The organism is Streptococcus mitis (assembly GCF_000722705.1).
Taxonomy (GTDB): domain Bacteria; phylum Bacillota; class Bacilli; order Lactobacillales; family Streptococcaceae; genus Streptococcus; species Streptococcus mitis_P.
On record NZ_JPFW01000008.1, the window covers coordinates 45,936 to 68,198 of the forward strand.

A 22,263-nucleotide genomic window follows, 5' to 3' on the forward strand; every position below is an offset into this window, starting at 1 on the left:
TTTTTTCGTATCAAATCTAAGCAATTTTAGAAACTTTATGGCATACTAGACATATCAATGAAAGCGAGGTAATCTCATGGAACAATTTTTAGATAATATCAAAGACCTTGAAGTCACTACAGTTGCGCGTGCGCAAGAAGCTCTTGATAAAAAAGAAACTGCAACCTTCTTTATCGGTCGCAAAACTTGCCCTTACTGCCGTAAATTTGCAGGTACATTGGCAGGTGTCGTAGCTGAAACCAAAGCTCACATCTACTTCATCAACAGTGAAGAACCAAGCCAACTCAATGAGTTGCAAGCATTCCGCTCACGCTACGGAATCCCAACTGTACCAGGCTTTGTCCACATTGCAGATGGACAAATCAATGTCCGTTGCGACTCTTCAATGTCAACACAAGAAATCAAAGAATTTGCAGGATTGTAAAAAAGCCACTCATCGAGTGGTTTTTTAATGGTTAAAATTACGTTTTTTCAAGCAAATCTTGTATCATTCTATGCAGTTCTTCTATCTTTTCAGATTGTTTCTCTATTAATATTCTCTGACTAGATAATTCATCTTGGAGTTTATCAAGTTTTATCTGTTTATCTGGATTATCTTTTACAAAAAAGTTCGTCAAGGCACTCGTTAACATTCCTATTGTTCCAATACCTACAAGCATTAATAAAACAGCTAACCATTTACCAAAGATCGAAGTCGGAACAATATCCCCATAACCAACTGTCGTTACAGTTACAAGAGCCCACCAAAGACTATCTGAGAAGGATTTTTCTTCAACTACAGATAAAATTGAACTTCCTACTAGCACGATAAAGATATTAACATACAAGATATAAATCAGGCCATTTGTCCGTAAGAATCTACTAATTTTTCTTTCTAATTTACCTGTAAGTCCAATTATTCTAAGTAAACGAGTCAGTTTCAGTAATTTTGTCAGCCTTGCTAAGCGGAAGATACGCCCTAATCGCAATACTGTAAAAATAGCATTTAAAGGAAGGATAGCTAACAAGTCAAAGATATTTTCAAGTATAAACCTCCATTTTGCTTTACTTGAAAAGAACCGCCAACCATAATCTACCACAAACACAAACCAAAGTAGCAAGTCAATAATACTGTATGGAGGACTGTCTAAATCAATCATCTCAGCAAATCCAAGTAATACCAGAATAACAGAGATTAAAGCAAGTAAAATAATTGTTGTATCATAATAATCTGCAAAAAACCATTTTTTCTTCAAGTTTTACTCTCCTCACTTTCTATACTGTTATTAGTCAACTTTAATTCAATAAATATCTCTCCGATGACCAACTTCTAAAGTAGCAATGACTAATTCATTATCTACAATTTGTACGATAACTCGATAATTACCAATTCTATAGCGCCATTGACCAACACGATTACCAACCAAAGCCTTTCCGTGTCGTCTTGGGTCTTCCAAAACATTGGTTTGTAAATAGTTTGTAATTAGCTTCTGCGTATAACGATCCAATTTTTTCAATTGCTTGATGAAACGTCTTGTTGGAACTAATTTATACAAATTATTCATCCTCCAAGCCTAAATCATGCATCATTTCTTCCCAAGTAATGGGTTCAACTCCTTTTTCCAAGTCGTCTAAATACTCTTGATAGGCTAAATCTGCCACACGAGCGTCGTATTCGTCTTCTAGAGCTTCAAGAGTTTTGGTGCGGATAAGTTCCGACAGGGAAACTCCTTCAAACTTAGCCATTGCTTTCATAAATGTTTTATCAGCTTCAGAAACTTTTAATGTAATAGTAGTCATCTTTTGTGCTCCCTTTTTTAATGGTAACACCATTGTATTACTTTTTAGGTGTTCAGTCAATATAAAAAGAACACCTTCTTAGCGTTCTTTCTATATCTCTGTCAATGGTGTTGCAGTATCTGGTGAGGTATCATAAACCTTAAAGTCTACTCCGACTCCCAGATCAGCTTGTGCTAGCTGATTGACCATGGTCATATGAGCCAGTTCCTTGATATTGTTCTCTTTGGACAAATGTCCAAGATAGATTTTTTTAGTGCGATTTCCTAGCGTCCGAATCATAGCTTCAGCACCATCTTCATTAGAAAGGTGGCCGAGATCCGATAGGATTCGTTGTTTGAGTCGCCAAGCGTAAGAACCTGCTCGCAAAATCTCTACATCATGGTTGGACTCGATAAGATAGCCATCGGCATTCTCGACAATTCCTGCCATACGGTCACTAACATAACCTGTATCAGTCAGTATGACAAAACTCTTATCATCCTTCATAAAGCGATAGAACTGCGGTGCGACTGCATCATGGCTAACACCAAAACTCTCGATGTCGATATCTCCAAAAGTTTTGGTTTTGCCCATTTCAAAGATATGCTTTTGCGAAGAATCCACCTTACCGAGGTACTTGCTATTTTCCATAGCTTGCCAGGTCTTTTCATTGGCATATAAATCCATACCATACTTGCGAGCCAAAACACCTACTCCATGGATATGATCTGAATGCTCATGGGTAATCAAGATGGCATCTAAGTCTTCTGGTTTGCGATTAATTTCAGCAAGTAGACTGGTAATTTTCTTACCCGACAAGCCCGCATCCACTAAAAGCTTCTTTTTTGGAGTTTCCAGATAAAAGGAATTTCCACTGGAACCCGACGCTAAAATACTGTATTTAAAGCCTGTTTCACTCATTCTAGTCTTCTACTTCATCCTCCCATACTTCTTCTTTCACTGCATCCTTATCATAAGGGAGCACAATGGTGAAGGTCGATCCCTTACCGTATTCACTCTTGGCCCAAATAAAGCCATCATGTTGTTTGATAATCTCTTTAGCAATAGCTAGTCCTAAACCAGTACCTCCTTGGGCACGACTTCTAGCACGATCCACACGGTAGAAACGGTCAAAGATACGTGGTAAATCCTGCTTAGGAATACCCAATCCTTGGTCTGAGATGGATAAAATCATCTGATCATCAGTTGTCTTCATGGTCACTGTGATTTTCCCACCATCTGGAGAATACTTGATGGCATTGTTGAGAATATTATCAATCACCTGTGTCATCTTATCTGTATCAATCTCAATCCAAACTGAAGTAATTGGATAATCTCTCACCAGTTCATATTTCTTCTCTTCATCCTGCCCTCTTATCTGATCAAAACGGTTGAGAATAAAGGTTATAAAGGCAGTAAAATTAATCAATTCCACATCCAGGTGACTGGTGGCATTGTCAATTCGAGAAAGATGAAGAAGGTCTGTCACCATGCGCATCATACGGTTGGTTTCGTCTAGAGATACCTTGATAAAGTCTGGTGCAACAGGTTCTGATAAGGCTCCCTCATCCAAGGCTTCAAGATAGGATTTTACACTAGTCAGAGGCGTACGTAACTCATGGCTAACATTGGAAACAAAGAGTCTCCGCTCGCGTTCTTCCTTCTCTTGCTCTGTCGTATCGTGTAAAACAGCAACCAGACCCGAAATAAAGCCAGACTCACGACGAACCAAGGCAAAACGTACACGAAGGCTCAAATACTCACCATTAGCATCCTGGGAATCAATGATAAGCTCAGGAATTTGGGTGATCAAATCACGAAGTTCATACTCATCTTCAATCTTAAGCAATTCTAGAATACTTTTATTGAGAACCTCTTCTTTCTGAACACCTAACTGTTTCTTAGCCATGTCATTAATCATGGTAATCTTACCACGACGATTGGTCGCAAGGACTCCGTCTGTCATGTAAGAGAGGATACTGTGTAATCTTTTACTCTCTTGTTCCAGATTTTCTTGAGTCAAGCGAATTACTTCTGATAAATCATTGAGATTATTGGTAATATTAGTGATTTCAGAGCTTCCCTGCATATCCAATACCTGAGAATAATCTCCTGCAATCAGGTCTTTAACCTTTTGATTGATTTGCTTCAACCGAATATTATCCCTACGATTTTCTAGTAAAAGCAAGGTCACCACTAAAATAAAGCCAAGTAAAATGAGGATAAAGATAAAATCACTGATTAAAACTGTGTCTTTAATTAGTTTAATCATTATTTCTCATATAATAACCAACACCGCGACGTGTTAGGATATACTCAGGACGACTTGGTGTATCTTCAATCTTCTCACGCAAACGTCTGATAGTTACGTCAACAGTCCGAACATCTCCGAAATAATCATACCCCCAAACCGTTTCAAGCAAGTGTTCACGCGTAATGACTTGACCAATATGAGAGGCCAAGTGATACAAAAGCTCAAATTCACGGTGAGTCAAGTCTAGTTCTTCACCGTATTTCTTAGCCACATAAGCATCTGGCACAATCTCCAAGTCTCCAATTTGCAAGGGCTGAGTTTTCTTATCATCAGATTCTTGGTTATCTACAGAAACCAAGTCCGTGCGACGGAGAAGGGCTTTGACACGCGCCTGCAATTCACGATTTGAGAAGGGTTTGGTTACATAGTCATCTGCTCCAAGCTCTAAACCGATAACCTTATCAAATTCGCTATCCTTAGCTGACAGCATGATAATAGGTACACTACTTGTCTTACGAATAGTCTTAGCAACTTCTAAACCATCAATTTCGGGAAGCATCAAGTCCAGAATAATAATATCTGGCTGCTCTGCTTCATATTGCTCTAGTGCTTCACGACCATTAAAAGCAGTTACAACCTCGTAACCTTCCTTGGTCATATTAAACTTGATAATATCCGAGATTGGTTTTTCATCATCTACAATTAATATTTTTTTCATTTGTTCCCCTTTTTCTCTACTATTATATCAAAAAAATAACAAGAAGACACAATAGCTAGTCTTTGCTACTGTCTAAGTTGACTTGAGCATAAGCCTGCCAGATTTTTTGTTGGGGTTTGGCAAGTGGGTAATTCTTAAACTCTTCTGGTGAAAGCCAGCGAACTTCCCGATCTGAAAAATCATGGAAGTCACTCACTTGACCTGCTACAATTTGAACATACCATTTACGATGACTAAAGACATGCTTGACTGTATCAAAACAACCATCAAGCCAATCAACTTCTAGGTCATAGTCCTGCTGGAAACTCTCTTCTGGACTTGGGCCAAAATTGACAATTTCTTCTGCAACCTGATGAAAGAGGTCAAACTGCTCCTCTTGCGGAAACTCATCTACTTCTATCAAGGGAAAATGCCAAAATCCTGCTAATAACTTTTCACTTTCATTTTTTTCAAGTAAAAATTGTCCCTGACTATTTTTTACCACCAAGGCTTTAAGATAAATGGGAACTGGCTTTTTCTTTGGAGCCTTAATTGGATAACAGTCCATGCTTCCATTCTGATATGCCGCACTGAAATCCTTCACTGGACTCTCTTCTGGTCTGGGATTTACAGGAGCCTCAATATCTGAGCCCAAGTCCATCAAGGCTTGATTAAAGTCGCCTGGCCGTTCTGGATCAATCAAGATTTCCATCATTGCCTGAAAAATTTTTCGATTACTTGAAATGCCAATATCGTGGTTGACTTCGAACAGACGCGCCAAAACACGCATGACATTGCCGTCTACAGCTGGCTCAGGCAAGTTAAAAGCAATACTAGAAATGGCTCCTGCAGTGTAAGGACCAATTCCTTTCAAACTGGAAATTCCTTCATAGGTGTTTGGAAATTGGCCACCAAAGTCAGTCATAATCTGCTGAGCCGCAGCCTGCATATGCCGTACTCGAGAATAATAACCCAATCCCTCCCAAGCCTTCAACAAACGTTCCTCAGGCGCATTCGCCAAACTTTCTACTGTTGGAAACCAGTTCAAGAATCGTTCGTAGTAAGGGATAACTGTATCAACTCTGGTCTGCTGGAGCATGATTTCAGAGACCCAGATATGATAAGGATTTTTACTTCTACGCCAAGGTAAATCTCGTTTGTTTTCATCATACCAAGCGAGAAGTTTCTCACGAAAAGAAATAATCTTCTCCTCTGGCCACATGACGATACCGTATTCTTTCAAATCTAACATATCTCTAGTATAACACAGAAGATTCTAACTGTCCTTTTCCTAGTATTAATACTCTTTGAAAATCTCTTCAAACCACGTCAACGTCGCCTTGCCGTATATATGTTACTGACTTCGTCAGTTCTATCCATAACCTCAAAACAGTGTTTTGAGCTGACTTCGTCAGTCTTATCTACAACCTCAAAGCAGTGCTTTGAGCAGCCTGCGTCTAGTTTCCTAGTTTGCTCTTTGATTTTCATTGAGTATAAAAAGCCTCTTCCCAAAGGAAAGAGGACTAAATCTTATTGATGAACAGCTTGGGCTGCTGTGATAAGGGTCAACTTGTAAACATCATCTGCATTACATCCACGAGAAAGGTCGTTAACTGGCTTGTTCAATCCTTGCAAAACAGGTCCTACAGCTGCAAAACCACCAAGACGTTCAGCCATCTTGTAGCCGATATTTCCTGCTTCGATACCTGGGAAGATGAAGACATTTGCTTGACCAGCTACTGTACTTCCAGGAGCTTTCAAAGCTGCAGTTTCAGGAACAAAGGCTGCATCAAATTGCAACTCACCATCGATTTCTAGGTCAGGACGCAAGTCGTGAGCAATTTTAGTTGCTTCTACTACCTTATCAACACTTTCACCAAACCCTGAACCTTTAGTAGAATAGCTTAGCATAGCAATTTTAGGCTCGATACCAAACATCTTAGCTGTGATTGCTGAATTAATAGCAATTTCAGCCAAAGCTTCTGCATCTGGATTGATATTGATAGCGCAGTCTCCAAATAGATAACGTTCAGAACCACGAACCATGAGGAAGGCACCTGAAGTACGCGTTACATTTGGACGAGTTTTGATGATTTGAAGTGCTGGACGAACTGTTGAAGCAGTTGAATGAATAGCACCTGATACCATTCCGTCAACTAAGCCCAAGTAAACCAACATAACACCAAAGTAGTTGACATCTTCAACCAAAACCTTGCGTGCATCTTCTTCAGACATTTTGCCCTTACGACGCTCCACTAAAGCAGCAACCATTTCGTCAAATTTATCATAGTGTTGAGGGTCGATGACTTCGTAACCATCTTCAATTCCTTCAATTTCAAGATAAATTTTAATTTTTTCAGGATTTCCCAGCAAAACAGGAATTACTTCTGTTTCTTTTACCAAGCGTTTAGTCGCTTGAAGAATACGAGGCTCTTCCCCTTCAGGGAGAACGATACGAGCATTTTTGCCAACTAGGTTGGCTTTGAGACTTTCAAAAACTTCCATGAGTTTTCTCCTTTAAAAAATAATAAATTATACTCTGAATTAGTTTTTATAGAGTATTAGTTGATAACTGAGTAATAAGATTACTAAAATCATCCGGCAAGGGACTTTCTAACTGCAAATCTTGCTCTAAAAACGGATGATAGAAGGATAGGTAATGACAATGCAGGGCCTGCCGTTGGATGCCGTCGTCCAGACTACCTCCATACAAGTCATCTCCCAACAAAGGAAAACCAATATGAGAAAAGTGGACTCGGATTTGGTGAGTACGTCCAGTGTGCAGTAGAATATCAACCAAGTGAATATTTCCATAAGAAGCTACAATCTTGTAAGAAGTATGGGCATACTTTCCACCTTTAGCCACTCGTCTAGTGATAATGGAGTCTTCATCACGCGCAATCGGAGCAATAATTTCTCCCTCTTGCTCCAAGTGTCCATCACCTTTAACCAAAGCAAAGTAGCGTTTTTCAATGGACTTCTTCTGCAACTGCTTGTCTAATCGTGCGTGGGCATAGCCGTGCTTGGCAAAGAGCATCAAGCCAGAAGTATCTCTATCAAGCCTGGTTACAATGTGAACCTGCTGATTTTCGTAATTTTGCTTGACGTAGTAACCCTTGATAAAATTGGCAATGGTATTGGAGTGATTGACACTAGGAATAGAAGCCACTCCATAGGGTTTATTCAGAACTAGAAAATGGTCATCCTCATAGAGAATGTCTAATGGGCGCTCGATAGCTTCCAGAGTTTCAAAACCTTCCTCAGCGGGAATGTCAATGCTAACTCGGTCCCCAATATCCAATAGATAGGTTGCATTTTGCGGTTGGTCATTGACCAGAATAGCTCCACCTCGAAACTTAATCTTGGCCAAAAGTCCCTTAGAAACCTCGTGCTTTTTTAAGAAGGTCTTAACCTTGACATGCTCATCTGCGATAAATTCAAACCTCATTCATCCACCTCGCCGATGAAAGCATCCTTAACACGATTCCAGAAACTGGTGTGGCTCGGTGATGCGACAAAGTGAATCTTATGGTGGTCGATTTGATACTCGATTCGCTCAATATTTCGGAAGGAATAAACGCTATTGTCAACGGAAATGGTATGGTAATCGTTTCTCGTTGGAATGAGTTCAATCTTATCCTTCTTAGGAACAATAATGGACGAACCTAGCGTCCGATAGACACGATTGTTAAGGCTGGCAATTTCCGTCAACTGAAGAGCTTCAATGGTAGGGTGTAAAACAGCACCACCAAGAGACTTGTTGTAGGCTGTACTACCAGTCGGTGTCGAAACTGTTAGGCCGTCTCCACGAAAACGTTCAAAGGGAACGCCGTTAATCACAACATCCGCTACCATTGTTCGGTCCGACCTACGGATGCTGGCTTCATTTAGTGCTCTAAAAATCTTAACTTCACCATTTTCAAGAAAGACCTTCACATTCAAGACAGGATAAGATATCTTAGCTCCCGTATCAAGTTGCAAATTAATCACTAGCTTGTCCAACTCAAAATCACGATAGTCCGTATAAAAGCCCAAATGTCCCGTATGAACACCAATAAAGCGTACCTTATCAAGCTGGTTTTCATACTTATGAAAGGCCGACAAGAGCATGCCATCCCCACCAATAGAAATAACGATATCTGGACTGGTATCATTGAGTATAAACTGGTTTCTCTTCAAACGATCTCGCAATTCATACAAAACCCTTTGACTCTGCGGTTTTCTATTAGCTATCAGGTCAATTCGTTTACCTGTATTCTTCATCTGTATCGTCACTGTTTCCTACACCGTCATTTAATTTTCTACTCAAAGGATCAAAAAGTGCCTGGGCTTCCTGGATATCATCTCGAATTTTGCCCATTTCTTCATCCAACTGATGAGCAATCTTGGCTGTAATTTCCAGTCGCTTCTTAATCTCCTCTGGGAAATCCCCTTGGTACTTGTAGTTGAGAGAATGTTCTATTGTTGCCCAGAAATTCATGGCCAAGGTACGAATTTGAATTTCCGCCAAAATGGTTTTGGCTCCATTGATAGTATCAACCGTATATTCTACTACCACGTGATAGGAACGGTAGCCTGATGCTTTTCGATGGGTAATGTAATCTCGCTCCTGTATGATCCGCATATCCTGACGCTTACGCAAAATAGCCACAACTTCTTGGACATCATCTACAAACTGAACCATCACACGCAAACCAGCAATATCCTGTAAATCGTGTTCTAAGGTCGCATAAGTAATACCACGTCGAGCCATTTTCTCCTTGATACTTTCAATTGGCTTGACTCGACCAGTCACAAACTCAATCGGAGAATGCTTATTTTGCTTGCGGTATTGCTTACGAATACCACGTAGTTTAATCTTTAACTCACCAACAGCTTGAATGTAAGGATCTAGAAATTCTTCCCATTCTAAGGTCATATATTCTCCCTTGTTCTCATATTATCCTTCAAAAATATCTTTGATTTTTTCTCCAGATTCATATACAATAAATACAATGCTTATTATACCATAAATCCGCTTTCATAGATAAAGAAAAGGTAAGAAAAATGAAACATTTAGAAATTGAATTGAAAACACTACTGAAAAAAGATGAATACAATCGTCTAAAAGACCAGTTCACAGGTGTCACTCCTGTTCTTCAAAAAAATTACTACATTGATACACCTGATTTTGAACTACAAGAAAAGAAAGTCGCTATGCGCATTCGAACTTTTGAAGACTGGGCAGAATTGACACTCAAAGTCCCTCAAAGTGTTGGAAACATGGAGTACAATCAAAAATTGCAACTAAAAGATGCTGAAGATTATCTGGCTAAGGAAGAGCTTCCTCAAGGGCTTGTGATTGATGAATTGGCTAAACATGGTATCCAAACTAGTGAGTGGCAGGTGCTTGGTTGTCTAACAACGCTTCGCTATGAAACGAAGACAGCTATTGGTCTCATGGCGCTAGATGAGAGCCAATACTTTGATATGACAGATTACGAGTTGGAGCTTGAAGTTGAAAATCACGAGCAAGGCAAACAGGATTTCCAGCAATTTTTAGAGGAAAATCAGATTGCTTATCAAAAAGCTCCTTCAAAATTGGTTCGATTTGTTAAAAGCATGAAAAATAGCTGAAATAATCTCCATTTTTTGGTAAAATAGAAAAGACAAAAATACTCGAATCCAAGTTAATATATGCAGAACAGAAATAACTTGGCTTCATTAAGTTTACAGAGGACGGTCTATAATGTCAGATAGAAAAAATATGAAACTTTTCGCACTCAACTCTAACCAAGAGATTGCTCACAAAATTGCTCAAGCTGTTGGTGTCCCACTTGGAAAACTATCATCACGTCAATTTTCTGACGGAGAGATCCAAGTGAATATCGAAGAGAGTGTCCGTGGTTATGATGTTTACATCATCCAATCTACAAGTTTTCCTGTTAACAACCACCTAATGGAATTGTTGATCATGGTTGATGCTTGTGTGCGTGCAAGTGCCCACAGTATCAACGTTGTACTTCCATATTTCGGTTATGCACGCCAAGATAGAATCGCATCATCTAGAGAACCACTAACAGCTAAACTAGTTGCTAACATGCTGGTTAAAGCTGGTGTAGATCGTGTCCTTACCCTCGACTTACACGCAGTTCAAGTACAAGGTTTCTTTGATATTCCTGTCGATAATCTTTACACTGTTCCTCTCTTTGCTAAACACTACTGTGATAAAGGATTAAGAGGTTCAGATGTCGTTGTCGTTAGCCCTAAAAATTCAGGGGTGAAACGTGCTCGTAGCCTGGCTGAATATCTTGATGCTCCTATCGCCATTATCGACTATCCTCAAGACGATGCAACTCGCAACGAAGGCTATATCATTGGTGATGTTGAAGGTAAAAAAGCCATCTTGATTGATGACATTTTAAATACAGGACGTACCTTCTCTGAAGCAGCCAAAATCGTTGAACGTGAAGGGGCTACAGAAATTTATGCTGTTTCTAGCCACGGTCTCTTCGTTGAAGGTGCTGCTGAACTTCTTGACAATACTAAGATTAAAGAAATTCTTGTGACTGATTCAGTAGCAACAAAAGAAAAAACTCCTAAAAACGTATGCTACATCACTGCTAGTGAGTTAATTGGTGATGCCATCGTCCGTATCCACGAAAGAAAACCAGTCAGCCCACTCTTTGCCTACAATAAAAAGAAATAAGGTGATTCTTTGATTTATTTGGACAATGCTGCTACGACTCCCATGTCAGCGGTTGCTATTTCAGCTATGACCAAGGTGATGCAAGAAACCCATGGCAATCCATCTAGTATTCATGGGCATGGTCGTCAAGCTGGCAAACTCTTGCGAGAAGCCCGTCAGGAACTAGCTCAATTACTGGGAACAAAACCTCAACATATCTTTTTCACTTCTGGTGGGACTGAAGGCAACAATACTGCCATCATTGGCTACTGCCTTCGTCACCAAGAACAAGGAAAACATATCATCACAACTGCCATCGAGCACCATGCTGTCCTTGAAACGATTGATTACTTGGTTCAACACTTCGGTTTTGAAGTAACCATTATCCAGCCAAAAAATCAAGAAATCACCGCCCAGCAAATTCAAGAGGCCTTACGTGACGATACAATTTTGGTTTCTACCATGTTTGCTAATAATGAGACAGGAAACCTTCTTCCCATTGCTGAAATTGGCCAAATACTCAAGCAACATCCTGCTGCCTATCATGTTGATGCAGTTCAGGCAATCGGTAAAATTCCTATTCATCCAGAAAAATTGGGCATTGATTTTCTCACCGCTTCAGCCCACAAGTTCCATGGTCCTAAGGGAATCGGCTTTCTCTACGCATCAAGCATGGACTTTGATTCCTATCTTCATGGTGGAGACCAAGAACAGAAAAAACGAGCAGGAACTGAAAATCTAGCTGCCATCGTAGGCATGCTTGCAGCCCTAAAAGAAAATTTAGAAAAGCAAGAAGAACATTTTCAACATGTACAAAATCTAGAAACTGTCTTTTTGGCAGAGCTTGAGGGAGTTCGGTATTACTTGAATAGAGGCGAACACCATCTCCCTTATGTTCTCAATATTGGATTTCCTGGCCAGAAAAATGACCTCTTACTCCTTCGTCTAGATTTGGCTGGAATTTCAATCTCTACTGGCTCAGCCTGTACGGCAGGCATTGTTCAATCCAGCCATGTTCTCGAAGCCATGTACGGAGCAAATTCAGAACACTTGAAGGAATCCGTTCGTATCAGTTTGTCGCCACAAAATACTGTTGAAGACCTACATACCCTCGCAAAAACCTTAAAAGAAATTATCGGAGGTTAGCCATATGGCATTTGAAAAAACCATTCAGTTAAAAAATTGTCGTTACGACTACACTCTTAGCCCTACTGTTAAGAAGTTCACCCTCAAGGACAATACTTTTTTTGAGACAAAGGTTGGTAACTATGAACTGACTCGCCTTTTGGAAAAAGTGCCAAACAGCGGTGAAGGCTTCCAACTCAAAATCATCATTAACAAGGAACTTACAGGTGCTAAAATCAATATCACTGACAAGTTTGGCCTTCGTCTAGTTGATATTTTCAAATCAGAAGACCACCACATTCATCAGGAAAAATTCTATTTCCTCATGGATAGTCTAGTAGAACGTGGTGTCTTTACAAAATCTGAAAGATAGGTTCCATATGTTTGAACTAACCTATAAGGATAGCTATCATGTAGAGCGGACTCTCAAGTATGAAGATTATGAGGCTCTCATGTTGGCTTTGTCAGGATGTGTGACCCTGCCAGATACACTTTATGTAACTTCTTTGACCTTTAATGGGAAGGAAGTTTACCAAGGTCTGGTCGGAGATCTCTACCGTTTTCTATCAGATACAGAATTTTTACATCAAAACTAAGATTTTTCTTAGTTTTTTCTTGTTTTTGTTGATTTTTTCACAATGTTTATATAAAATAGAAGAATAGAAAGGTTGTGATTTTGTGAAAGATAAACAGTCTGCTATTCCAAAAGCTACAGCGAAAAGACTCTCTCTCTACTATCGAATTTTTAAGAGATTTCACTCAGAAAAGATTGAACGTGCCAACTCTAAGCAAATTGCAGAGGCCATTGGAATTGATTCAGCTACCGTACGTCGAGATTTTTCCTATTTTGGTGAACTTGGCCGTCGTGGTTTTGGCTATGATGTCAAAAAACTAATGACGTTTTTTGCCGATTTGCTCAATGATAACTCTATTACCAATGTTATGTTGGTTGGTATTGGAAATATGGGGCATGCCCTTCTCCACTACCGTTTTCATGAGCGTAATAAGATGAAGATCATCATGGCCTTTGACCTAGATGATCATCCTGAAGTCGGTACCCAAACCCCTGACGGGATTCCTATTTACGGAATTTCTCAAATCAAGGATAAAATCAAAGATGCTGATGTGAAAACTGCTATCTTGACAGTTCCTAGCGTTAAATCACAAGAGGTTGCTAATCTCTTGGTGGATGCTGGCGTGAAAGGAATTCTCAGTTTTTCACCAGTCCATCTGCATTTACCAAAAGACGTGGTCGTTCAGTATGTCGATTTGACAAGTGAACTCCAAACCCTCCTCTATTTCATGCGAAAAGAGGATTAGAAAGCGAAAATCATTTTATGAAAAAACCAGTTATTGGGATTACAGGAAACGAAAAAACTCATCCAGATGATGACATCATGATGAGCTACGCAGCAAAAGGTTTTGTTGAAGGCGTTAAAGACGCTGGAGGAATTCCCATCATCCTACCGATTGGTGATCAAGAAATGGCCTGCCACTATATCAGTATGATTGACAAGCTCATCTTGACAGGTGGGCAAAATGTTGACCCAAAATTCTATGGTGAATCAAAAACCATTGATAGCGATGACTACCATCTTCAAAGAGACATCTTCGAATTGGCTCTCATCAAGGAAGCTATTAAACAGAAAAAGCCAATTTTCTCCATCTGTCGCGGTACTCAACTCTTTAACGTTGCCATGGGTGGAACTCTGTACCAAGATATCGAAGACCACTGGCAAGATTGTTCTGCCGAGTACACAACACAACGTTTGGTAACAGAACCTGATACTGTACTTCGAGAAATCTATGGAGAAATCTCCCATATCAACTCCTTCCACCACCAGAGTATTAAGGATTTAGCACCTAACTTAAAGATTGCAGCTCATGATCCAAAGGATGGTATTATTGAAGCTGTCATAAGTACGGATGATATTGCTTTCCTCGGTGTCCAATGGCATCCAGAATTTCTTTTTGAAAATCGTCCCAAAGATAAAAATCTCTTTGACTATGTCGTTAATAAACTTTAAATTAAATCTGTCTTTTCACGATAACTAAAGTAACTGGAGTGAGAGACAATCAAATGATCCAAGAGGACAATTCCCATCAGATCGCAGGCTTCCTTGACAAGTTTAGTAACATGATCATCATTTCGGCTAGGAGCTACTGCTCCTGAAGGATGATTGTGAACCAAGATGAGAGAGGTCGCCATATGCTTGATAGCATAGTGAAGAATCTCTCGCGGTTCAGCGATACTGCGAGTGGCAGAGCCGATAAAAATGGTCTGTTGATGGATGATTTGATTTTGAGTATTGAGATAGAGCGCCACCAGGTGCTCTTGTTTTTTATCCCCTAATTCCTGTTGCATCTTCTTGGCTAGTTTTTGGCTACTGAGAATACTTTCCATTTCAAGGGTCTCATGCTTGTGAATACGATGACCCAGTTCAATCATAGCTTGTAATTCTATAGCCTTAACACGGCCGATACCAGATAGACTCTGCAATTCCTGCAGGGTCATTTTTTTCAAATCCGTTAGGCTTGAAAGGTTGTTTAAGACTTTCTGGGCAATTTCAAAAACACTAGCCTGACGTGTTCCTGTTCTGAGTAAAATAGCTAGCAGCTCTTGGTTACTGAGCGCTTCTACTCCTTCCTTAGCCAGTCTTTCTCTTGGCAATAGTGAATCTTCTTGGAATGAAATACTGTACATAAAAATCCTCCTCACTTTATTATTCGTGAGAAGGATGAAAAATTAGATTTTTTTCTCAATTGGGGCTACACTAGCTAAAAGTTTTTTCAAACCTACTTCTGGGAAATTGATTTTCAATTCCTGTGTAGCACCGCTACCTGAAACTTCCAGAACAGTTCCCTCTCCCCATTTCTTGTGGAGAGCAATGTCTCCAATGGACCAATTTGTCTCGCTAGAGGCTGATTCTGCACCAGCTGAAAATTGACCAAATGGAAGACCGCTTGACTGGATAGTTTTTGGTGCAGCACTGCGTTTACGGTCTTGGAGGGCCTGGGCAAGACTCATACCTTGACCGAAGGCGAGACCACCACTGCTATATGATGCCTTAAAGCTTGTATTTGCTGGACGAGCCAGACCTTGATACTCAAGTAAGTCTGAACTGATTTCGTTAATAAAACGAGTCGGACGATTATAGTTGGTACGACCGAAAAGCAGGCGTGAGTTGGCATTGGTCAGATAGAGAATTTTCTCTGCACGCGTGATACCTACATAGGCTAGACGGCGCTCTTCCTCTAATTCATCTTGATCTTCAGCCGCACGACTAAGCGGGAAGACATTTTCTTCCATCCCAATCAAAAAGACAACTGGAAATTCGAGACCTTTGGCAGCATGCAGAGTCATCAAGGTCACTTCTGATGTCTCCTGACTACCTGAATCTGTATCGGCAATCAAGGCCAAGTCATTTAAGAAACGACTCAGTTTGTCTAAACCAGTTTCCTCTTCTGGACCATCAGAGGTATCATCAAAGTTTTTCGTAACAGAGAGGAACTCCTCGATGTTTTCAACCCTAGCCTTGCTTTCTAGAGTCGCTTGGGCATTAAGAATATCGACGTAACCTGTTTTTTCAAGGACGGCCTCAACCAACTCTGTAATAGTTAAGTGGTCCAGTTGCTCCCGCAAATCCAGAATCATATTAGCAAAATCCCAAATCGATTGAGCTGCTTTTCCTTTGATGCCAGACAACATGATATTGGCAGAAGCATCTAGCATGGACATGTCTTGCATATTCGCAAAATCACGGATTTTCTCAACAGTACCTGGACCAATTCCACGTTTAGGCTCGTTAATAATACGTTCAAAACTAATATTGTCACTCAAATTAGCAATGAGGTTAAGATAAGCGATAATGTCACGAATTTCCTTACGGCTGTAGAACTTAGTCCCACCAACCATGGTATAAGGAATATTAGACTTGAGCAGAGCTTCCTCAATAGTACGGGACTGGGCATTAGTCCGATAGAGAACTGCAAAATCCTTGTGAAGGAAGTTTTGACTGCGACTAAGTTCATCGATGGTTCTGGCTACAAATACAGCCTCATCTAGCTCATCATCGGCACGATAGTAAACGATTTGCTCCCCATCAGCATTTTGGGTCCAGAGATTCTTAGGACGGCGGTTTTTGTTGTTTTTAATGACCTCGTTGGCCGCTTGAAGAATGGTTTTAGTGGAACGGTAATTTTCCTCCAACAAAACAACCTTGGACTGAGGATAATCCTTTTCAAAGTCCAAGATATTCTGCATATCAGCACCACGCCAGCCGTAGATAGACTGGTCCGCATCCCCAACCACACAAATATTTTTAAAACGGGAAGCCAAGAGTTTGACTAGTTGATACTGTGCATGGTTGGTATCTTGGTACTCATCAACGTGGATGTATTGGAATTTTTGCTGGTAGTAGGTCAAAACATCAGGATTTTGATCAAAGAGACGCAGGGTCAGCATAATCAAGTCATCAAAGTCAACCGACTCCGACTGACGAAGCTCTTTTTGGTAAGCAGTGTAACACTGGGCCACTATTTGCGTATACATATCGCCAGCTTGGGCAGCATAGCCAACATCATCAATCAGATCATTCTTAGCATTGGAAATAGTCCCTAAAATGCTCCGTTCATTCCATTTTTTAGGATCCAAGTTCAACTGCTTGAGAATACGTTTCATGAGAGTTCGTTGCTCCCCTGGATCTACAATAGTGAAATTGCGGTTGTAGCCAATATGGTCCGCATCGCGACGCAAAATACGCACACACATGGAGTGAAAAGTCGCAATCAAACAGTCCTGAGTAGCTGGATTGAGGCTATAAGCACGCTCTTTCATCTCGCGCGCAGCCTTGTTAGTAAAGGTAATGGCCAAAATATTCCAAGGGTTGACCAGCTTTTCATCAATCAAATAAGCAATACGGTGAGTCAAAACTCGGGTCTTTCCAGAACCAGCTCCCGCCATGATTAACAAAGGACCTTCTGTCGTTTGCACCGCCTCAGCCTGACGGTCATTCATTCCATTTAATAATGCGTTCATCTTTTCTTCCTTACTCTTGAAGTCAATATTTCTATTATATCAGAATTCAGGGAAAATATCTTTACCTAGACTGGTTACGTGTAGAAGGCAACTCCTTATATCTAGATAAAAAAATGAGCTTGGATTACAATTTCCAAACTCATTTATTACTCAATGAAAATCGAAGTGCAAACTAGGAAGCTAGCCGCAGGTTGCTCAAAGCACTGCTTTGAGGTTGTAGACAAGACTGACGAAGTCAGTCACATATATAATCCAAGGTGAAGCTGACGTGGTTTGAAGAGATTTTCGAAGAGTATAAAGTCAATTACAATATACTAGAACAAACCTAGGACTGTTCCATCACTTTCAACATCCATATTGAGGGCTGCTGGTCGTTTTGGAAGACCTGGCATAGTCATGACATCACCAGTTAGGGCAACGATAAAGCCTGCCCCTAATTTTGGCACCAATTCACGAATGGTAATTTCAAAGTTTTCAGGTGCTCCAAGTGCATTAGGATTGTCTGAGAAACTATATTGAGTTTTAGCCATACAGATTGGCAATTTGTCCCAACCGTTTTGAACAATTTGAGCGATTTGCGTTTGAGCTTTCTTTTCAAAGTTCACTTTGCTACCACGGTAAATTTCAGTAACAATCTTTTCAATCTTTTCTTGGACAGAAAGGTCATTGTCATACAAACGTTTATAGTTAGCTGGGGTTTCAGCGATAGTCTTGACAAGAGTTTCAGCAAGTGCTACTCCACCTTCTGCACCATCAGCCCAGACACTTGCCAACTCAACTGGTACATCGATTGAGGCACAAAGTTCTTTCAAGGCTGCAATTTCTGCTTCAGTATCAGAGACAAATTCATTAATAGCTACAACTGCTGGAATACCGAACTTACGGATATTTTCAACATGGCGTTTCAAGTTGGCAAAACCTGCACGAACCGCCTCCACATTTTCCTCTGTAAGAGCGTCCTTAGCCACACCACCATTCATCTTAAGGGCACGAAGGGTTGCGACAATAACTACTGCATCTGGAGAAGTTGGCAAGTTTGGTGTCTTAATATCAAGGAATTTCTCAGCACCAAGGTCTGCACCAAAACCAGCTTCAGTAACTGTGTAATCAGCCAAGTGAAGGGCTGTTGTCGTTGCCAAGACAGAGTTACATCCATGAGCGATATTGGCAAATGGACCACCATGCACAAAGGCAGGTGTTCCGTAAATTGTCTGAACCAGGTTCGGCTTAATCGCATCCTTCAAAATCAAAGCTAAGGCACCTTCAACCTGCAAATCACCTACAGAAACAGGTGTACGGTCGTAACGATAACCGATAACGATATTGGCCAAACGGCGTTTCAAATCTTCAATATCCGTAGCCAAGCAAAGAATGGCCATGATTTCAGAAGCAACTGTAATGTCAAAGCCATCCTCACGAGGAATACCGTTTAGAGGACCACCAAGTCCAACGGTTACATGACGAAGGGCACGATCATTCAAGTCCACAACACGTTTCCAAAGGATACGACGTTGGTCAATTCCCAACTCATTTCCTTGGTGCAAGTGGTTGTCAATCAAGGCTGAAAGAGCATTGTTGGCTGTTGTAATGGCATGCATATCCCCAGTAAAGTGGAGGTTGATGTCTTCCATTGGCAGGACTTGGGCGTAACCACCACCAGCAGCACCACCTTTGATACCCATGACTGGACCAAGAGATGGTTCGCGGATAGCAATCATAGTTTTCTTGCCAATCTTATTCAAGGCATCCGCCAGACCAATGGTAATAGTTGATTTTCCTTCACCTGCAGGTGTTGGGTTGATGGCAGTAACCAAAATCAATTTCCCAACTGGATTGCTCTCAACTGCACGAATTTTATCAAAGCTGAGCTTAGCCTTGTACTTTCCGTACAACTCCAAATCGTCGTAAGAAATACCCAGTTTCTCTACAACATCAACGATTGGCTTCAACTCAATACTCTGTGCAATTTCAATATCTGTTTTCATTCAAAACTCCTCTAACCTCTTATATGATAATTCATTATAACACAAAACAAGATTTTTAACATCCTAAAACTCTCTAAACGTTCGTAAATATCCCTATTTTTAAGGTTTTTAGAGTCCTTTCTTAAATTTTATATGGCTTTATAGTTTGAAACTATAGTAAATCTTCATTTTTACCAAAAATTTATCGCTTTCATTTTACTTACCGTTTATTTTTGTGTACAATAGTGCTATGAAAATTTTAGTTACATCGGGCGGTACCAGTGAAGCTATCGACAGCGTCCGCTCTATCACTAACCATTCTACTGGTCGCTTGGGGAAAATCATCACAGAAACCTTGCTTGCTGCAGGGCATGAAGTTTGTTTAATTACGACAAAACGAGCTGTGAAGCCAGAAGCCCATCCTAACCTAAGCATTCTAGAAATTAACAATACCGAGGACCTTCTACTAGAAATGCAAGAACGTATCAAGGATTATCAGGTCTTGATCCACTCAATGGCTGTTTCTGACTACACTCCTGTTTATATGACAGGGCTAGAGGAAGTTCAGGCTAGCTCCAATCTAGAAGAATTTTTAAGCAAGCAGAATCATCAGGACAAGATTTCTTCAACTGATGAGGTTCAGGTTTTGTTCCTTAAAAAGACACCCAAAATCATCTCTCTAGTCAAGGAATGGAATCCTGCTATTCATCTGATTGGTTTCAAACTGCTGGTTGATGTTTCCGAAGACCATCTGGTTGACATTGCTAGAAAAAGTCTTATCAAGAACCAAGCTGACTTAATCATTGCAAATGACCTGACTCAAATCTCAGCAAACCAGCATCGTGCTATCTTTGTTGAGAAAGATCAGCTTCAAACAGTCCAGACTAAAGAAGAAATTGCAAAACTCCTCCTTGAAAAAATTCAAGCCTATCATTCATAGAAAGGAAAGCTATGGCAAACATTCTCTTAGCTGTAACGGGCTCAATCGCCTCTTACAAGTCGGCAGATTTAGTCAGTTCTCTAAAAAAACAAGGCCATCAAGTTACTGTTTTAATGACTCAGGCTGCTACAGAGTTTATTCAACCTTTGACACTACAGGTACTCTCACAGAATTCCGTCCACTTGGATGTCATGAAGGAACCCTATCCTAATCAGGTTAATCATATTGAACTTGGCAAAAAAGCAGATTTATTTATCGTGGCCCCTGCAACTGCTAACACTATTGCAAAACTAGCCCACGGCTTTGCGGACAACATGATAACCTGTATGGCTCTAGCCTTGCCAAGTCATATTCCTAAACTAATAGCTCCTGCTATGAATACAAAAATGTATGACCATCCAGCAACTCAGGCTAATCTGAAAACATTAGAAAACTACGGCTATCAGCTGATCGCTCCTAAGGAATCCCTCCTAGCTTGTGGAGACCACGGACGAGGAGCTTTAACTGACCTCACAATTATTTTAGAAAGAATAGAGGAAACTCTCGATGAAAAAACGCTCTAATATTGCACCCATTGCTATCTTTTTTGCAACCATGCTCGTGATACACTTTCTGAGCTCGCTTATCTTTAACCTTTTTCCATTCCCAATCAAACCGACTATCGTTCATATTCCTGTCATTATTGCCAGCATTATTTACGGTCCACGCGTTGGGGTTACACTTGGATTTTTGATGGGGCTACTTAGCTTAACGGTTAACACAATTACAATTCTACCGACAAGCTACCTCTTCTCCCCATTTGTACCAAACGGAAACATCTACTCAGCTATCATAGCTATCGTCCCACGTATTTTGATTGGTTTAACTCCTTATCTTGTCTATAAACTAATGAAAAATAAAACTGGGCTAATTCTAGCAGGTGCTCTTGGTTCACTTACCAACACAGTCTTTGTCCTTGGAGGAATTTTCTACCTTTTTGGAAATGTTTTTGATGGTAATATCCAAAAACTCCTAGCAACTGTTATCTCAACAAATTCGATTGCTGAATTAGTCATTTCCGCAGTTCTAACCTTAGCCATTGTTCCACGACTACAGACTTTGAAAAAATAAAAACAATCTCCACTTTCAAACCTGAAGGTGGAGATTTTGTTTGATATAGTTACTATTATTAGTGAAATCTTTACCAATATCTAACTAAAAATGACCTATAAACCTAAGTAAATCCTTGCTTTATTGTCTTCTTTATTGTACTATACTAGTGTATATACAGATAAAAAGGAGATTCTTATGAATACACGGAAAAAGACACAATTTATGACAATGACAGCCCTCTTAACGGCTATTGCAATTTTGATTCCGATTGTTATGCCTTTCAAGATTGTCATTCCACCTGCTTCTTACACTTTAGGAAGTCACATTGCTATTTTTATAGCCATGTTCTTGTCGCCCTTAATGGCAATTTTTGTCATCATAGCCTCTAGTTTTGGATTTTTGATGGCTGGCTATCCTATGGTTATCGTATTTCGAGCTTTTTCCCATATCTTTTTTGGGACTTTGGGAGCTCTTTACCTACAAAAATTCCCCGATACCCTAGATAAAGCAAAATCTTCTTGGATTTTTAACTTTGTTTTAGCGCTTATCCATGCCCTTGCTGAAGTATTAGCCTGTGTCCTTTTTTACGCAACTTCTGGTACTGATGTAGAAAATATGTTTTATGTTCTATTTGTGCTAGTTGGATTTGGCACAATTATCCATAGTATGGTAGACTATACATTAGCACTAGCTGTCTATAAAGTGCTTCGAAAACGCCGTTAAAAGGA

26 protein-coding genes are annotated in these 22,263 nt (G+C 40.2%); 12 read left to right on the top strand and 14 right to left on the bottom strand.

The annotated features are described in order from the left end of the window. The first annotated feature begins 76 nt into the window (after positions 1 to 76). Complete coding sequence (locus SK642_RS05370) at positions 77 to 424, top strand: thiol reductase thioredoxin (RefSeq protein WP_033683719.1); 348 nt, start codon at positions 77 to 79, stop codon at positions 422 to 424. Between the two features lie 37 nt (positions 425 to 461). Here SK642_RS05370 and SK642_RS05375 read toward each other — a convergent pair whose 3' ends face one another. From SK642_RS05375 to SK642_RS05430, 11 genes are all read right to left on the bottom strand, one after another. Then, a complete protein-coding gene (locus tag SK642_RS05375) occupies positions 462 to 1,235 on the bottom strand; it encodes a potassium channel family protein (protein ID WP_033683720.1) in 774 nt (257 codons plus the stop codon). A gap of 45 nt (positions 1,236 to 1,280) precedes the next feature. Continuing rightward, on the bottom strand, positions 1,281 to 1,535 hold the full coding sequence (locus SK642_RS05380; RefSeq protein ID WP_033684234.1) for a type II toxin-antitoxin system RelE family toxin: 255 nt from the start codon (positions 1,533 to 1,535) through the stop codon (positions 1,281 to 1,283). Position 1,536: 1 nt separating this feature from the next. Next, complete coding sequence (gene relB / locus SK642_RS05385) at positions 1,537 to 1,779, bottom strand: type II toxin-antitoxin system RelB family antitoxin (protein ID WP_007284772.1); 243 nt, start codon at positions 1,777 to 1,779, stop codon at positions 1,537 to 1,539. Between the two features lie 90 nt (positions 1,780 to 1,869). Continuing rightward, on the bottom strand, positions 1,870 to 2,679 hold the full coding sequence (locus SK642_RS05390) for an MBL fold metallo-hydrolase (RefSeq protein ID WP_033683722.1): 810 nt from the start codon (positions 2,677 to 2,679) through the stop codon (positions 1,870 to 1,872). Position 2,680: 1 nt separating this feature from the next. Then, positions 2,681 to 4,030 carry a cell wall metabolism sensor histidine kinase VicK gene (gene vicK, locus SK642_RS05395; protein ID WP_033683724.1) on the bottom strand — a complete coding sequence of 450 codons (1,350 nt, stop codon included), beginning with the start codon at positions 4,028 to 4,030 and terminating at the stop codon, positions 2,681 to 2,683. Beyond that, complete coding sequence (gene yycF / locus SK642_RS05400) at positions 4,023 to 4,730, bottom strand: response regulator YycF (protein WP_033683725.1); 708 nt, start codon at positions 4,728 to 4,730, stop codon at positions 4,023 to 4,025. Before yycF ends, vicK begins: the two co-directional genes overlap by 8 nt. Positions 4,731 to 4,785: 55 nt before the next feature. After that, a complete protein-coding gene (mutY, locus tag SK642_RS05405) occupies positions 4,786 to 5,961 on the bottom strand; it encodes an A/G-specific adenine glycosylase (protein ID WP_033683726.1) in 1,176 nt (391 codons plus the stop codon). 278 nt (positions 5,962 to 6,239) lie between these two features. After that, positions 6,240 to 7,214 (bottom strand): phosphate acetyltransferase, encoded by a 975-nt coding sequence (gene pta, locus SK642_RS05415; protein WP_033683728.1) that lies wholly within the window; start codon positions 7,212 to 7,214, stop codon positions 6,240 to 6,242. 46 nt (positions 7,215 to 7,260) lie between these two features. Next, positions 7,261 to 8,157, bottom strand: coding sequence for an RluA family pseudouridine synthase (locus tag SK642_RS05420; protein WP_033683730.1), 897 nt, complete (start codon positions 8,155 to 8,157; stop codon positions 7,261 to 7,263). After that, the gene (locus tag SK642_RS05425) at positions 8,154 to 8,972 is read right to left on the bottom strand and encodes an NAD kinase (RefSeq protein ID WP_033683731.1); all 819 of its coding nucleotides are present in this window, start codon (positions 8,970 to 8,972) and stop codon (positions 8,154 to 8,156) included. Before SK642_RS05425 ends, SK642_RS05420 begins: the two co-directional genes overlap by 4 nt. Next, entirely contained in the window at positions 8,956 to 9,627 is a 672-nt protein-coding gene (locus SK642_RS05430; RefSeq protein ID WP_033683732.1) for a GTP pyrophosphokinase, read from the bottom strand. The genes SK642_RS05425 and SK642_RS05430 overlap by 17 nt, the downstream gene beginning before the upstream one ends. A gap of 128 nt (positions 9,628 to 9,755) precedes the next feature. On the opposite strand from SK642_RS05430, the gene SK642_RS05435 reads away from it, so the two are divergent. From SK642_RS05435 to SK642_RS05465, 7 genes are all read left to right on the top strand, one after another. Then, complete coding sequence (locus SK642_RS05435; RefSeq protein WP_033683734.1) at positions 9,756 to 10,325, top strand: CYTH domain-containing protein; 570 nt, start codon at positions 9,756 to 9,758, stop codon at positions 10,323 to 10,325. A 112-nt stretch (positions 10,326 to 10,437) separates the two neighbouring features. Then, positions 10,438 to 11,397: a ribose-phosphate diphosphokinase gene (locus SK642_RS05440; protein WP_033683735.1), complete on the top strand. Its 960-nt coding sequence runs from the start codon at positions 10,438 to 10,440 to the stop codon at positions 11,395 to 11,397. Between the two features lie 9 nt (positions 11,398 to 11,406). Further along, complete coding sequence (locus tag SK642_RS05445; protein WP_033683736.1) at positions 11,407 to 12,522, top strand: cysteine desulfurase family protein; 1,116 nt, start codon at positions 11,407 to 11,409, stop codon at positions 12,520 to 12,522. Positions 12,523 to 12,526: 4 nt separating this feature from the next. Next, the gene (locus tag SK642_RS05450) at positions 12,527 to 12,874 is read left to right on the top strand and encodes a DUF1831 domain-containing protein (protein WP_033683737.1); all 348 of its coding nucleotides are present in this window, start codon (positions 12,527 to 12,529) and stop codon (positions 12,872 to 12,874) included. Between the two features lie 7 nt (positions 12,875 to 12,881). Then, complete coding sequence (locus SK642_RS05455) at positions 12,882 to 13,097, top strand: DUF4649 family protein (protein WP_033683738.1); 216 nt, start codon at positions 12,882 to 12,884, stop codon at positions 13,095 to 13,097. Positions 13,098 to 13,179: 82 nt separating this feature from the next. Continuing rightward, positions 13,180 to 13,821, top strand: a complete 642-nt coding sequence (locus SK642_RS05460; RefSeq protein ID WP_000653421.1) for a redox-sensing transcriptional repressor Rex — start codon at positions 13,180 to 13,182, stop codon at positions 13,819 to 13,821. A gap of 17 nt (positions 13,822 to 13,838) precedes the next feature. Continuing rightward, on the top strand, positions 13,839 to 14,528 hold the full coding sequence (locus tag SK642_RS05465) for a gamma-glutamyl-gamma-aminobutyrate hydrolase family protein (protein WP_033683739.1): 690 nt from the start codon (positions 13,839 to 13,841) through the stop codon (positions 14,526 to 14,528). On the opposite strand, the gene radC is transcribed toward SK642_RS05465, so the two are convergent. The 3 genes from radC to SK642_RS05480 all read right to left on the bottom strand — a co-directional run bounded on the left by radC (position 14,525) and on the right by SK642_RS05480 (position 19,524). Further along, complete coding sequence (gene radC, locus SK642_RS05470; protein WP_033683740.1) at positions 14,525 to 15,205, bottom strand: RadC family protein; 681 nt, start codon at positions 15,203 to 15,205, stop codon at positions 14,525 to 14,527. The genes SK642_RS05465 and radC overlap by 4 nt on opposite strands. A 42-nt stretch (positions 15,206 to 15,247) precedes the next feature. Continuing rightward, on the bottom strand, positions 15,248 to 17,539 hold the full coding sequence (gene pcrA / locus SK642_RS05475; protein WP_033683741.1) for a DNA helicase PcrA: 2,292 nt from the start codon (positions 17,537 to 17,539) through the stop codon (positions 15,248 to 15,250). 314 nt (positions 17,540 to 17,853) lie between these two features. Continuing rightward, positions 17,854 to 19,524 (bottom strand): formate--tetrahydrofolate ligase, encoded by a 1,671-nt coding sequence (locus tag SK642_RS05480; protein WP_033683742.1) that lies wholly within the window; start codon positions 19,522 to 19,524, stop codon positions 17,854 to 17,856. Between the two features lie 229 nt (positions 19,525 to 19,753). Here SK642_RS05480 and coaB point away from each other — a divergent pair, with 229 nt between their 5' ends. The 4 genes from coaB to SK642_RS05500 all read left to right on the top strand — a co-directional run bounded on the left by coaB (position 19,754) and on the right by SK642_RS05500 (position 22,258). Next, positions 19,754 to 20,443, top strand: coding sequence for a phosphopantothenate--cysteine ligase (gene coaB, locus SK642_RS05485; protein ID WP_033683743.1), 690 nt, complete (start codon positions 19,754 to 19,756; stop codon positions 20,441 to 20,443). Between the two features lie 11 nt (positions 20,444 to 20,454). After that, positions 20,455 to 21,006, top strand: coding sequence for a phosphopantothenoylcysteine decarboxylase (gene coaC / locus SK642_RS05490; protein WP_033683745.1), 552 nt, complete (start codon positions 20,455 to 20,457; stop codon positions 21,004 to 21,006). Further along, positions 20,990 to 21,553: an ECF transporter S component gene (locus SK642_RS05495; RefSeq protein WP_000747412.1), complete on the top strand. Its 564-nt coding sequence runs from the start codon at positions 20,990 to 20,992 to the stop codon at positions 21,551 to 21,553. The genes coaC and SK642_RS05495 overlap by 17 nt, the downstream gene beginning before the upstream one ends. Positions 21,554 to 21,730: 177 nt before the next feature. Then, on the top strand, positions 21,731 to 22,258 hold the full coding sequence (locus tag SK642_RS05500; protein ID WP_033683746.1) for an ECF transporter S component: 528 nt from the start codon (positions 21,731 to 21,733) through the stop codon (positions 22,256 to 22,258). Positions 22,259 to 22,263 lie beyond the last annotated feature (5 nt).

Bases quoted from the DNA above. Each gene is read 5' to 3' on its own strand.
- mutY (WP_033683726.1), bottom strand. From the start codon at position 5,961: ATGTTAGATTTGAAAGAATACGGTATCGTCATGTGGCCAGAGGAGAAG.
- SK642_RS05370 (WP_033683719.1), top strand. From the start codon at position 77: ATGGAACAATTTTTAGATAATATCAAAGACCTTGAAGTCACTACAGTT.
- SK642_RS05455 (WP_033683738.1), top strand. From the start codon at position 12,882: ATGTTTGAACTAACCTATAAGGATAGCTATCATGTAGAGCGGACTCTC.
- pta (WP_033683728.1), bottom strand. From the start codon at position 7,214: ATGGAAGTTTTTGAAAGTCTCAAAGCCAACCTAGTTGGCAAAAATGCT.
- SK642_RS05465 (WP_033683739.1), top strand. From the start codon at position 13,839: ATGAAAAAACCAGTTATTGGGATTACAGGAAACGAAAAAACTCATCCA.
- SK642_RS05420 (WP_033683730.1), bottom strand. From the start codon at position 8,157: ATGAGGTTTGAATTTATCGCAGATGAGCATGTCAAGGTTAAGACCTTC.
- SK642_RS05495 (WP_000747412.1), top strand. From the start codon at position 20,990: ATGAAAAAACGCTCTAATATTGCACCCATTGCTATCTTTTTTGCAACC.
- coaB (WP_033683743.1), top strand. From the start codon at position 19,754: ATGAAAATTTTAGTTACATCGGGCGGTACCAGTGAAGCTATCGACAGC.
- SK642_RS05435 (WP_033683734.1), top strand. From the start codon at position 9,756: ATGAAACATTTAGAAATTGAATTGAAAACACTACTGAAAAAAGATGAA.
- SK642_RS05450 (WP_033683737.1), top strand. From the start codon at position 12,527: ATGGCATTTGAAAAAACCATTCAGTTAAAAAATTGTCGTTACGACTAC.
- SK642_RS05480 (WP_033683742.1), bottom strand. From the start codon at position 19,524: ATGAAAACAGATATTGAAATTGCACAGAGTATTGAGTTGAAGCCAATC.
- SK642_RS05500 (WP_033683746.1), top strand. From the start codon at position 21,731: ATGAATACACGGAAAAAGACACAATTTATGACAATGACAGCCCTCTTA.
- SK642_RS05430 (WP_033683732.1), bottom strand. From the start codon at position 9,627: ATGACCTTAGAATGGGAAGAATTTCTAGATCCTTACATTCAAGCTGTT.
- SK642_RS05425 (WP_033683731.1), bottom strand. From the start codon at position 8,972: ATGAAGAATACAGGTAAACGAATTGACCTGATAGCTAATAGAAAACCG.
- yycF (WP_033683725.1), bottom strand. From the start codon at position 4,730: ATGAAAAAAATATTAATTGTAGATGATGAAAAACCAATCTCGGATATT.
- pcrA (WP_033683741.1), bottom strand. From the start codon at position 17,539: ATGAACGCATTATTAAATGGAATGAATGACCGTCAGGCTGAGGCGGTG.
- vicK (WP_033683724.1), bottom strand. From the start codon at position 4,030: ATGATTAAACTAATTAAAGACACAGTTTTAATCAGTGATTTTATCTTT.
- relB (WP_007284772.1), bottom strand. From the start codon at position 1,779: ATGACTACTATTACATTAAAAGTTTCTGAAGCTGATAAAACATTTATG.
- coaC (WP_033683745.1), top strand. From the start codon at position 20,455: ATGGCAAACATTCTCTTAGCTGTAACGGGCTCAATCGCCTCTTACAAG.
- radC (WP_033683740.1), bottom strand. From the start codon at position 15,205: ATGTACAGTATTTCATTCCAAGAAGATTCACTATTGCCAAGAGAAAGA.
- SK642_RS05440 (WP_033683735.1), top strand. From the start codon at position 10,438: ATGTCAGATAGAAAAAATATGAAACTTTTCGCACTCAACTCTAACCAA.
- SK642_RS05390 (WP_033683722.1), bottom strand. From the start codon at position 2,679: ATGAGTGAAACAGGCTTTAAATACAGTATTTTAGCGTCGGGTTCCAGT.